Here is a 12,143-nt window from a genome sequence, read left to right as displayed (position 1 = left end):
GATCGGGCAAATTAGGAGGGTCGACAATGGCCGACGGCCTTGCTGATCGCCCCTACCGGCGGCGCCCGGACGAGGGCCGGCGACCGAACGGGAGGACGCTGATCAGTCACCCACCCGGAACGTGCCGGATTTCGGCCGCCAGCCCGCCGGAGGGTCCTCGCCGACGAGTCCGTCCACCGCCTCCCGGAGCAGGTCGGCGTGCCCGGTGTGCCGGCCGTACTCCTCGACCAGATCGAAGACGAGCCGACGCAGGCTGGCACGCCGACCGTCCGGCCAGGACAGGTGCACGAGCTGGTCGAGCCCGTCGGTGGCCAGGGCCGCCCCGAGCCGCGCCCGGGACCGCTCGACGGCGCCGTCCCAGTATCCGTAGAGCTGTTCGGGCGTGTCGTCGGCGGCGGAGGTGAAGACCCAGTCGCCCCCGCCCGCGGCCTCGATGGTGTCCCACGGTGCGCCGATCGGCTCCCCGGTCAGCCTGGTGGTGAAGACATGGTCCTCGACCAGGGCAAGATGCTTGAGCAGGCCGCCGAGGGTCAACGCGGAGACGCCGAGCCGGGTGCCCAGCCCGGCCGCGTCCAGGTTGTCGGCCTTCCACCGGAAGGTGGTGCGCAACCGGTCGAGCGCACCGAGGAGGTGCGCGACCTCGGTGCCGACCAGGGGCGGTTCCCAGGGACAGTCGCTGTCGGTCATGGGCGCTACCGTAACCGTCGGCGCCGACGGCCGACCCGCACACCGGCCGCCGGTCAAACCCCCGCCGCGACCTCGACCGACTGGACCGCCCCAGCGCGGTGGTGCTGCGGGGACGACTCGTCCGGGCGGCGGCCGGATAGTCCAGGACCGGTGTACGTCCCGGCCGGCGGTCCAGCCCGGACCGGGCCGGCGGCTCAACGGCGTTCCAGCAGCACCACGGGGATCTGCCGGGGTGCCTGTCCGGCGTATGTCCGGTACATCGGGAAGATCCCCGCCATCAACTCCCAGAGCCGGGGTCGCTCGACGGGGTCGGCGACCCGGGCCCGGGCTACGAACCGGTCGGCCCGCACCTGTACCCGCACCACCGGGTCTGCCAGCAGGTTGAGAAACCAACTCGGATCGCGCGCGGCGGCGCCGTTCGAGGCCACCACGACGTACCGGTCGCCGTCCCGTCCGTAGATCAGCGCGGTCCTGCGCAGGGCGCCGGTCCGCCGGCCCCGGGTGGCGATCAGCAGCGTCGGAAAGCCGATCGTCCACGTCGTGCGCCGGCACATCCGTCGTGCGCCGGCCGGTACCCGCCCGGCCCCTCACGCGACCGACTTCGGCTGGTCGAAGCAGTGCACCTCCCCGTCGACCTCCACCCCGTGGATGTCGAGGTCGGCGGTGAGCCGCCGACTGCTCGCCATGATGGCCGGCGCGCCGCGTACCTCGACCGGTTCTCCCCCGGTCTCGATCGGCGCGACCCTGGCCATGTCCGGTGCGAGCAGCGCGGCGACCAGGTCGAACCGTCCCCTCTGGACCAGCGAGACGTACCGCTGCGCGATGCCGCGCACCGAGAGCGGCCTGAAGTCGTCCGCATGGTCGGTCGCCCACTCCCGGAAGGTCCGTGCCGGGACCCCGGTCACCTCCTGCACGGTCCGGGTCACCGGCTCCGGTTCGGTGACCAGTCCCGCCCAGTACGCCAGCGCCCCGTCGAGGTAACCGGCGTCGCCCCAGACCTCGAGGAGGTCCTGGCGTACCTGCTCGACCGGGATCTCGACCCAGCGCACCGGCCGGCCGACCGCCTCGCCGAGCAGCCGCGCCTGCTCGGCCTGGGTCACCGGCTCCGGCCCGGTGAGCACGTACTTCTGGCCGGCGTGCCCCTGCTCGGTCAGCGCCCGTACCGCCACCGCCGCAATGTCACGCTCGTGGATCAGCGACCGGGCGGCTCCGCCGTAGACCCAGCGGACCGTTCCGGTGGCGCGGATCTGGTCCGCCCACTCCAGCGTGTTGGTGGCGAAGCCGCCGGCGCGCAGGAAGGTCCAGGTCGCTCCGGACGCCTCGATCAGCCGCTCGACCTCGCCCCAGAATCCGTTGCGGGCCGGGTCCTGGTCGTCCCGGACGTTCATCGCGGAGAGGTAGACCACGTGCAGGCCGGGTGCGGCGACGGCGTCCACCACCGCCGGAGCCAGCTCGGCGGTGAGGAACGGCCAGAGCAGGAACACCCCGTCGACCCCGGCGGCGGCGCCGGCCAGGGCGCCCGGGTCCGCGAGGTCACCCCGGACCAGGGTGGCACCCTCGGGCAGGTCGGCACGGTCCGGATCCCGGACCAGCGCCCGGACGCCGGCACCGGCCGCCAGCAGTCCGGTGACCACATGCCGCCCCACGTTTCCGGTAGCGCCGATGACCAGGATTGTTCGCTTGTCGCCCATTTCAGTCCCCTCGTGCCGACGGGCCGACCAGATGCGGGCCGGCCGGGTCCCGGTGCGGGACCGCCGACCCAGGCTCGGACTTGAACAAAGGTTCAAGTCAACTAGCCTCGGTCGGGTGACGACAATTTCCTGGCAGGCGGCGGAGTTGACGATCGGCGAGCTCGCCGAGCGCAGCGGCGTACCGGCGTCGGCGCTGCGGTTCTACGAGCGGCAGGGGCTGATCGGCAGCCGTCGCACCTCGGGAAACCAGCGGCGTTACCACCGCAGCACTTTGCGTAAGGTCGCGTTCATCCGGGCGTCGCAGAGCGTCGGCATCCCGCTGTCGGTGATCGGCGAGGTGCTCGGCTTTCTACCCGCGGACGTCGCGCCGACCCGGGAGTTCTGGCTCCGCGCGTCGGAGTGCTGGAGCGCCGAACTGAACGGGCGGATAGCCCGGCTGGAGCGGATGCGCGACCTGTTCACCGAGTGCGTCGGCTGCGGCTGCCTCTCCTTCGAGCAGTGCGGGCTGGTCAACCCGCAGGACGTACTCGGCGAACAGGGCTCGGGGCCGCGCCGGTTGCGGTGACTGGTTGTCGCTGCCGCCGCCCGCCGGACCGACCGCGCTCCGCCCGAGGCGTACCTCCGGCGGCACGACGCGAACCGGCGGCACCGCGACGCTTCGCCGGGCCTGGCCGCCACTGCGTGAGTGGCGGCGTTTGCGCCTGATCGGGCGATGGGTATCAGGTCGGCAACACTCCCGGCGGGCCGGGGCCGGCAGGAGTTCGGCCCTCGGTCACCGCGCCGGGTCGATCCGCATTCCACCCCCGAGGAGGCTCTCATGCGCTACGGATCGATAGGCGGCGTCATCGTACTGCTATGGCTGATCATCGGCGCGATCGCGGCCGGACAGCGCGGATACTTCGACCGGAGCAACGACAACTGCGCCGAGGTGGGCACCACCGCCGTGACGGTGGTCGCCGGACCGCTCAACTATGTCGGCTTGAACCCCGAGATCGAGTGTGACGTGCCCGAGCCCTCGCAGTGACCTCGGCCGGTCGGGACGGCCAGCCGGATCCCTCGTCCGGGCCCGTCCCGGCGGCGAGTTCCCGCGGCACGGTGCCGATCTCCCCGGCCCGCAGCGGCAGCCGAAGACCACCCGTCCACCCCACCGACAGCATCGCGCCGGGCCGACCTACTGGGTCGGCCCGGCGCGGTGCCGTCGGGCCGGTTGCCGGCCGGCCGACGGGGGGGGACGTCCGGGCGGACGTATCGGAGTAGACGGCTCCAACCAGCGGAGATTCGTATATCCGGATTTAGCTATATAGATGATTCTCATTCACGTGCGAGCCCTGACATTTGTCATAGGTACCCGTGCACGACGCACCTCTGGGGATGACTTAACACACTAGTAACACCTCGGATCCGACCAGGAGACTCGGATGCGTCGATGAAGCACGGTCGCCCAGGGACCACCCGAGGAGCCGCGACGATGGACGAAAGATACGACGCCTACTGCGCGGTCGATCCGCTGTTCTACGACTCCCTCAGCACCACCTCCGCAACCACCGCCGCCGGGTTCACGGCCGCCGACCGCCCGGTCCCGGCCGGCTGGCAGCGCGAGCCGAGCGACGACTGGCTGGTCTACGGTCCCGAGGACGGCAAACTGCCCCAGCAGGGCTGGAAGATCCATGTGTCGGCCTGTCTGGACAACGCCGATCGGATCCTGGACAGCGTCTTCGACTACTGCATCCCCCGGGGGATGTCGTTCAAGTTCCTCCGCGGTCCGCGGATGCTGCTGATGCGCAACTCGAAGTACGCCCGGCGCGGCTCCAGCGGCAAGTTCGTCACCATCTACCCTCGGGACGAGGCCGAACTCGAACTGGCCTGCAAGGAACTCGCCGAGCGGCTGGACGGCGAGGCCGGGCCGTACATCCTCAGTGACCTGCGCTACGGCGCCGGCCCGGTTTACGTCCGGTACGGCGGCTTCGCCGCCCGGTACTGCGTCGGCGCCGACGGCCAGGTGGTACCCGCCGTCGAGGACGGCACCGGCACCCTGGTACCGGACCGGCGCGACCCGGTCTTCCACGTACCGGACTGGGTGACCCTGCCCGAGTTCCTCGGCCCGCACCTCGCCGCCCGCAACGCGACCACCACCACCGAGCTGCCGTACCGGATCGAACGCGTGATCCACTTCTCCAACGGCGGCGGCCTGTACGTCGGCCGGGACACCCGCACCGACACCCAGGTGGTGCTGAAGGAGGCCCGCCCGCACGCCGGGCTGGACGCCACCGGCACGGACGCGATCACGAGGCTGCACCGCGAGGCCGAGATGCTCCGCCGGCTCGCCGACGTGCCGGGAATCGCCCGGGTGCACGACGAGTTCGTCCTCGGCGACCACCACTTCCTCGCCCTGGAGTTCGTCGAGGGCCGGGCGCTGAACAAGCTGGTCGTCGAGCGGTACCCGCTGGTCGACGCCGACGCCACTCCGGCCGAGCTGGCCGACTACACGGACTGGGCGCTGCGGATCCACGCGCAGGTGCAGCGGACCGTGGAGGCGATCGCGGCGCACGGCATCGTCTACGGCGACCTGCACCTGTTCAACATCATGGTCGGGCCGGACGACCAGGTCACCCTGATCGACTTCGAGGTCGCCGCCCCGGTCACCGAGGCGAGCCGACCCGCGCTGCGCAACCAGGCATTCGCCGCCCCGCGCGACCGGACCGGCCTTGCCGTGGACCGCTACGCCCTGGCCTGCCTCCGGCTCGCCCTGTTCCTGCCGCTGACCCAGATGGTCCGGCTGGCCCCGACCAAGGCCGCGCACCTCGCCGACGTGGTCGCCGCGCACTTCCCGGTGCCCCGCGACTTCCTGGACGCGGCCGTCGCCGAGATCACCGGCGGCGCCGCCCGCCCCGGCGAACCCGGCGGCCGTTCCGACGAGGCAGCTACGCGGGCCGACGAGGCAACTACGCGGGCCGACGAGGTGCCGGCCGGTCGGGCCGAGGGCTCGGCGCGGGCCGACACGGGCCACCCGGTGCCCGGGACCGACGACTTCGCCGCCGGCCCGTCGGCCTGGCCGAGGCTGCGTGACCGAATCGCCGGCGCCATCCTCGCCAGCGCGACGCCGGACCGCGACGACCGGCTCTTCCCCGGCGACATCGACCAGTTCCGTACCGGCGGACTCAGCCTTTCCTACGGCGCGGCCGGCGTCCTGCACGCGCTGCACGCCACCGGCGCCGGCCGGTACCCGGAGTACGAGGACTGGCTGGTGAAGCGGGCACTGCACCCGGCCTCCGGCACCCGCTGCGGCTTCTACGACGGGCTGCACGGGGTGGCGTACGCCCTGGAGCACCTCGGCCGGCGGCAGGACGCGCTCGACGTACTCGACATCTGCCTCGGAGAGCCCTGGGAAGAACTCGGCGAGGACCTGGTGAGTGGGCTCTCCGGCATAGCGCTCAACCTCGCCGAGATGGCCGGCCGGACCGGCGAACCGACGTTACGGCAGGCTGCCTGGCGCGCCGCCGAACTGGTCGCCGACCGGTCGACCGACGGCGCCGGTGCGCCGGCCGGAGGCGACACCGCCGGCAGCACCGGCGCCGGGGCGCAGATCAGCGGCGGGCAGCACCCGTACGCGGGACTGACCCGGGGACGTACCGGCCCGGCCCTGATGTTCCTCCGGCTCTACGAGTGCAGCGGCGACACCGAACTGCTGGACCGGGCCGGCGACGCGCTCCGGCACGACCTGCGCCGGTGCGTGGTACGCCCGGACGGGGCGCTGGAGGTCAACGAGGGCTGGCGGACCATGCCGTACCTGGCGCACGGCAGCGTCGGCATCGGACTGGTGCTCGACCAGTACCTCCGGCACCGGCCGGACCCGGAACTCGCCGAGTCCGCCGACGCCGTCCGGCGGGCCGCCCGAGCCCCGTTCTATGCGCAGTCCGGACTCTTCGCCGGCCGGGCCGGCATCATCGCCTACCTGGCCGCGCGGGCGGCCGACCGGAGCCGCCCGGCCGGGGAGCACCCGAGCGGTGCGGGGCCGGACCGGGCCGACGACCGGGCCGAACTGGACCGCCAGGTGGGCCGGCTGGCCTGGCACGCGCTGCCGTACCGGGACTTCCTCGCCTTTCCCGGCGAGCAACTGCTGCGGCTGTCGATGGACCTGGCCACCGGGAGCGCGGGCGTACTGCTCGCCACCGGGATGGCCCGGCACGACGAGCCGGTGACGCTGCCCTTCCTCGCGCCGCTGACCGGCGCGACCAGACTCCCCTCGCTGCCGCGAGGGGCATATCGGACCGACATCTAGGAGGAGGTGAACACACATGGCGCTTCTGGACCTTCAGGGGATGGAGCTGGCCGACCGCACCGGTGGGGGCGGCGGTGGCGGCGGTAGCCGCGCGAGCCTGCTGCTGTGCGGCGACAGCTCGCTGTCCGTGACGACCTGCAACTGATCAGGTCAGCATCGGGGCCCTGGGTGGGCAGACGTCCCCACCCAGGGCAACCCCGTGTCGACGGGAGGGTGGTACGCGTGGCCGCCGACGGGAACCGGCTGTTCCGGGCCGACGGGAACCGGCTTCTCCGGCAGGCGATCGCGTACGGCGGCGGCTGGACCGTCACCCTCGGAGCCGCCGCGCTGCTCGGCGCGGCGGCCGAACTGCTGTTGCCGGCCGCCCTCGGACTGGCGGTGGACGCCGCGCTCGGCGAGGCGGACCGGCGGTGGCCGCTGGCCGCCTGCGGCCTGGTCGTGCTGATCGTCGCCACCGACACGCTGAGCAACCTGGCCGGCGGAGCCGGCACCGCCCGCACCACCGCACGGCTCCGGCACCGGCTGCTGGGGCACCTGCTCGCCCTCGATTCGCGCCGCGCCGCCCGCTATCCGGTGGGCGACCTGGTCGGCCGGCTGGTCGGCCAGGCAGCCGACTCCGGGCAGGCGGGCAGCACCGTGGTACTCGGCGTGACCGCCGCGCTGCCCCCGCTGGGCAGCGTCGTCGCACTGCTGCTGCTCGACTGGCGCCTCGCCGTCACGTTCGGTGCCGGGCTGCTGCTGCTCGCCTTCGGCCTGCGGGCCTTCGTCACCGACGCCTCGGCCGCCGCCGCCGGATATCTCGGGGTACAGGGTCGGATCGCCGGGCGGCTCACCGAGGCGCTGCACGGCGCCCGTACCATCGCCGCCGCCGGCACCGTCCGGGCCGAGATCGACCGGGTACTCGCCCCGCTGCCGCAACTGCGCGCGCACGGTACCCGCACCTGGACCACGCTGGCCCGGGCCTCCGGCCGGACCGCTGCGGTGGCCCCGCTGCTGCAACTGGCGATCGTCGCGGTCGGCGGCTGGTCGGTGGCTGACGGGCGACTCACCCCCGGCCAGCTCTTCGCCGCGGTGCAGTACGCCGCGCTCGGCGCCGGCCTGGGCAGCATCGTCGCCACGCTCAACCGGCTGGTCCGGACCCGGGCCGGTGCGCAGCGGGTCGCCGTCGTACTGGCCGAACCGCCCCGGTCGTACGGGACGGCGGCGCTGCCCGCCGGCGCCGGCCGGCTGGTCCTCTCCGGCGTGACCGTGTACGGCGACGACGGCCGGCCGGTGCTGGACGGAATCGACCTACGGGTACCGCCCGGCGCCACGATCGCCGTCGTCGGCCCGTCCGGAGCCGGCAAGTCGACCCTGGCCGCCGTCGCCGGCCGGCTCCGGGATCCCGACGCCGGCGAGGTGCTGCTGGACGGGATACCGCTGCGTCGGCTGACCCGATCCGCCCTGCGACACGCGGTCGGCTACGGCTTTGAACGGCCGGTGCTGATCGGCGCCACGATCGCGGAGGCGGTCACGCTCGGCTCCGCCGTCGGCTCCGGCGGGCAGCCCGGGACCGGACAGCCGACCGTCGACGGGCGACCCGCCGCCGGGCAGCTCGTCGCGGTGGCCCGGGCCGCCGCGATCGACGAGTTCGTCGAGCGGCTGCCGGACGGCTACCACAGCCGGCTCGACGCGACCCCGATGTCCGGCGGCGAGGCACAGCGGCTCGGCCTGGCCCGGTCCCTACACGCCCAGCGGCTGCTGATCCTCGACGACGCGACGTCCAGCCTGGACACCGCGACCGAGTACCGGATCGCGGCGGCGGTCGCCGCGCACCCGGACCGGCGTACCCGACTGGTCGTGACCCACCGGGTGGCCACCGCCGCCGCTGCCGACCTGGTCGCCTGGCTGGACGGCGGTCGGCTGCGCGGCGTCGGCCCGCACCGGGAGCTGTGGCGGGATCCGGCCTACCGGGCTGTGTTCACCGCGTCGGCGCTGTCCGGGACGGAGCCCGCCGAGCCGGCGGAGTCACCGGTCGAGGCGGTTCGATGAGCAGCGTCGTCCGGTTCACCGCCGCCGCGCTGCGCCGCCGGGCCGGCCCGCTCGGCCGGCTCGCCGGCTGGTCGGCCGCCGAGGCGCTGCCGGCCCTGCTCGCCGGCTATCTGACCGCGCGGGCGGTGGACGACGGGTTCCTGGCCGGTCGGCCGGGTACCGGACTGGGCTGGCTCGGCGTACTGGCCGTCGCGGTCGCGATCGGCGCGGTCGGCACCAACCGGGCGTACGCCTGCCTCGGCGACGTCGTCGAGCCGTTCCGCGACGAGCTGGCGGAACGGGTCGTCACCGGCGCGCTGCACCGGTCGACCGTGGCCGGAGCCCGACCGGAGACCGCGGCGGTGGCCCGGCTGACCCACCAGGTGGAGATCGTCCGGGACACCTTCGCCGGGCTGGTGATGGTGGTCCGGGGCTTCCTGTTCACCGCCGGGGCGGCCCTGCTCGGGCTCTTCTCGCTGACCCCGGTGGTGGCCGGGGTGGTCGCGGTACCGCTGGTCGCCGGGCTGGTGCTGTTCGCCGCCGCGCTGCCGGCGATGGTCACCCGGCAGCGCGACTACGTCCGTGCCGACGAGCGGCTCGGTGCGGCGGCCGGCGCCGCCTTCGCCGGGCACCGGGACGTGGTGGCCTGCGGCGCGCAGGAGATCGTCGCCGACCGGGTGGGCCGGCAGGTGGACCGGCAGGCCGGGGCCGAGCACGCGCTGGCCCGGATGGCCGCGCTGCGCAGCCTCAGCCTCGCGGTCGGCGGCTGGCTGCCGCTGGCGGTACTGCTGCTGGCCGCTCCGTGGCTGGTCCGGCGCGGGCTCACCGCCGGTGCGGTGCTCGGCGCCCTGGTGTACGTCGCGACCGGTCTCCAGCCGGCGCTGCACGCGCTGGTGCAGGGCGTGGCCGGCGGCGGACTCCGGTTCGCGGTGACGCTGGACCGGATCCTCGACGCCACAACGCCCCCGACCAGCGCCACCGCACCCCCGACCAGCGCCACCACCGCCGGAGGCGTCGAAGCCGAGCCGGCTCGCACGGGGGCCGCAGCCGCCCGCCCCGCAGAGGGCCGAGCACCCTTCCCGCCGGACGCCGGAACCGGGCCGCCGGACGCCGGAACCGGGCCGCCGGACGCCGGAACCGGGCCGCCGGACGCCGGAACCGGGCCGCCGGACGCCGGAACCGGGCCGCCGGACGCCGGGACCGGGCCGGCCTGGGCGGAGCTGCGCGGTGTGACCTTCCGCTACGGCCCACGGGCCCGTCCGGTCGTCGACGGCTTCGACCTCACCCTCGCCGAGGGGGCCTACCTGGCGGTGGTGGGGCCGAGCGGGGCCGGCAAGTCCACTTTGGCCGGGCTGCTCGCCGGGCTGCTCCGGCCGCAGGCCGGGACGGTGCTGCTCGGCGGGACACCGGTCGGTGCTGTCGGGCCGGCGACGCTGGCCCGACACCGGGTACTGATCCCGCAGGAGGCGTACGTCTTCACCGGCACCCTGCTGGACAACCTGCGCTACCTCCGGCCCGACGCGCGGCACAGCCAGGTCGACGCGGCGGTGCACCGGCTGGGCCTGCTGCCGCTGGTACGCCGCCTCGGCGGGCTGACCGCGACGGTGGACCCCACGGCGCTCTCCGCCGGCGAACGGCAACTCGTGGCGGCGGTACGCGCATACCTCTCCCCCGCGCCGCTGGCGATCCTGGACGAGGCAACCTGCCACCTGGACCCGGTCGCCGAGGCGACGGTCGAAGACGCCTTCGGCACCCGCCCCGGTGCGCTGGTGGTGGTCGCCCACCGGATCAGTTCGGCGCTGCGGGCCCGGCAGGTGCTGATCCTCGACGGCGGTCGTCCGCTGTGCGGCCGGCACGACGAACTGCTGGCCCGCTCGGCGACCTACCGGGAACTGGTCGGGCACTGGCAGGGCGATCCCGTTGTGGCCGAGGCGGCCAATAGCTAGCCGAGGCGCCCAGTCGATAGAGTTATCTCGATGGCAGCCATGCACGTCCTCGGCCTCAGCGCGCTGTCGCACGACGCGTCGGCATGTGTCGTACGGGGTGACGAGATCCTTTTCGCCGGCCACGCCGAACGCTACTCACGCCGGAAGAACGATCCTGACCTCACCCCCGGGCTGCTCGCCGAGGCACTCTCCTGGGGCCGTCCGGACCTGGTCGCCTGGTACGAGCATCCGCTGTGGAAGAAGCTGCGGCACGTACGGGCCGGGCAGTTCCGGCACGCCGTGGCCGTCGACGACCTGCCCCGCCGCTACCTGGCCCGACTCGACCTGCCGGAGCTGCGCGGCGTGCCGGTCCGGTACGTGGGGCACCACCACTCGCACGCCGCCGCCGGGCACTTCACCAGCGGCGAGCGGCATACGGCCGTACTCACCGCCGACGCGATCGGCGAGTTCGAGACGCTGACCCTCGGCGAGTTCTCCGACGGCGTCTACCGGGTCCTCGCCCGTTGCCGATATCCACACAGCCTCGGGCTGCTCTACAGCGCCTTCACCCGGCGCTGCGGATTCAAGCCGAACGAGGAGGAGTTCATCGTGATGGGGCTGGCCGCGCTCGGTCGACCCCGGTACGTGGCACAGCTCAAGGCGGACCTGATCGAACTCACCCCGCCCACCTTCCGGCTGCGCCGCAACGTGCACCGGGGCATCGGCGACTGGCAGCCCCGGGCCGATCCGGCGGACCTGGCGGCGAGCATCCAGGCGGTGACCGAGGAGGTCCTGCTCGGGGCGGCGCGCTGGCTGCGTACCCGGGTCGACGCGGCGACGCTGACCGTGATGGGTGGGCTGGGGCTCAACTGCGTCGCCAACGAACTGCTCGCCCGGCGCAGCGGCTTCGACCGGGTGACCCTGCTGCCGAACCCCGGGGACGCCGGGTCGAGCCTCGGCGCGGCGGCGGCGGTCCTCGGCCACCAGCTCAACTGGACCGGGCCGTACCTGGGCACCCTGATCGGGGGTGACTACCCGGTCGCAGCCCTGGCCGAGGCGCTGGCCGCCGGGACGGTGGTGGGGGTGGCCCGGGGTCGGGCCGAGTTCGGTCCCCGGGCGCTGGGCAACCGCTCGCTGCTGGCCGATCCGCGCGGTCCGGACAGCCGGGACCGGGTCAACCGGGTGAAGGGGCGGGAGCCGTTTCGCCCGTTCGCCCCGGTGGTCCGGCAGGAGGTCGCCGAGCGGTACTTCGACATGCCGGTCAGCGCGTCGCCGTACATGCAGTTCACCGCCCGGTGTCGGGATCCCCGGGCGTTTCCCGGGATCGTGCACGTGGACGGGACGTCCCGGGTGCAGACCGTGACCCGGGACCAGCACCCGGGCCTGTACGACCTGCTCGGCGAGTACGAACGGCGGACCGGCTGCCCGATCCTGCTCAACACCAGCCTGAACCTGAAGGGTGAACCGCTGGTCAACGACCTGACGGACGCCCGGCGGTTCAGCAGCCGGACGGGCGTGCCCGTGCTGTGAGCCGTGGAACGCGACGGCGGG

Annotated in this window: 9 protein-coding genes and 1 pseudogene; 7 read left to right on the top strand and 3 right to left on the bottom strand. The window is 73.9% G+C overall.

Going from position 1 to position 12,143, the window contains the following annotated elements; translation table 11 throughout:
- Nucleotides 1–102: 102 nt before the first annotated feature.
- The 3 genes and pseudogenes from AAH979_RS34370 to AAH979_RS34360 all read right to left on the bottom strand — a co-directional run.
- On the bottom strand, nt 103–687 hold the full coding sequence (locus tag AAH979_RS34370; protein ID WP_346262294.1) for a DUF664 domain-containing protein: 585 nt from the start codon (nt 685–687) through the stop codon (nt 103–105).
- A gap of 194 nt (nt 688–881) precedes the next feature.
- Complete coding sequence (locus AAH979_RS34365; protein WP_346262293.1) at nt 882–1,241, bottom strand: nitroreductase/quinone reductase family protein; 360 nt, start codon at nt 1,239–1,241, stop codon at nt 882–884.
- A 291-nt stretch (nt 1,242–1,532) separates the two neighbouring features.
- Nucleotides 1,533–2,378, bottom strand: a pseudogene (locus AAH979_RS34360) (NmrA family NAD(P)-binding protein); the annotation flags it as partial.
- Nucleotides 2,379–2,502: 124 nt separating this feature from the next.
- Here AAH979_RS34360 and soxR point away from each other — a divergent pair.
- The 7 genes from soxR to AAH979_RS34325 all read left to right on the top strand — a co-directional run bounded on the left by soxR (nt 2,503) and on the right by AAH979_RS34325 (nt 12,122).
- Complete coding sequence (gene soxR / locus AAH979_RS34355; protein ID WP_346262335.1) at nt 2,503–2,943, top strand: redox-sensitive transcriptional activator SoxR; 441 nt, start codon at nt 2,503–2,505, stop codon at nt 2,941–2,943.
- A 252-nt stretch (nt 2,944–3,195) separates the two neighbouring features.
- On the top strand, nt 3,196–3,402 hold the full coding sequence (locus tag AAH979_RS34350; protein ID WP_318394000.1) for a hypothetical protein: 207 nt from the start codon (nt 3,196–3,198) through the stop codon (nt 3,400–3,402).
- Between the two features lie 444 nt (nt 3,403–3,846).
- On the top strand, nt 3,847–6,657 hold the full coding sequence (gene lanKC, locus AAH979_RS34345; protein WP_346262292.1) for a class III lanthionine synthetase LanKC: 2,811 nt from the start codon (nt 3,847–3,849) through the stop codon (nt 6,655–6,657).
- 16 nt (nt 6,658–6,673) lie between these two features.
- Entirely contained in the window at nt 6,674–6,802 is a 129-nt protein-coding gene (locus AAH979_RS34340; RefSeq protein ID WP_101366223.1) for a SapB/AmfS family lanthipeptide, read from the top strand.
- A 77-nt stretch (nt 6,803–6,879) separates the two neighbouring features.
- Nucleotides 6,880–8,688, top strand: a complete 1,809-nt coding sequence (locus AAH979_RS34335; protein ID WP_346262291.1) for an ABC transporter ATP-binding protein — start codon at nt 6,880–6,882, stop codon at nt 8,686–8,688.
- A complete protein-coding gene (locus tag AAH979_RS34330; protein ID WP_346262290.1) occupies nt 8,685–10,613 on the top strand; it encodes an ATP-binding cassette domain-containing protein in 1,929 nt (642 codons plus the stop codon). Before AAH979_RS34335 ends, AAH979_RS34330 begins: the two co-directional genes overlap by 4 nt.
- Before the next feature lie 30 nt (nt 10,614–10,643).
- Nucleotides 10,644–12,122, top strand: a complete 1,479-nt coding sequence (locus AAH979_RS34325) for a carbamoyltransferase C-terminal domain-containing protein (protein ID WP_346262289.1) — start codon at nt 10,644–10,646, stop codon at nt 12,120–12,122.
- Nucleotides 12,123–12,143 lie beyond the last annotated feature (21 nt).

Origin of the sequence: Plantactinospora sp. ZYX-F-223 (assembly GCF_039649625.1) — a bacterium.
Lineage (GTDB): Bacteria > Actinomycetota > Actinomycetes > Mycobacteriales > Micromonosporaceae > Plantactinospora.
The sequence above is the reverse complement of the archived record's forward strand: the minus strand, read 5'-3'. Positions and strand labels throughout refer to the sequence as shown.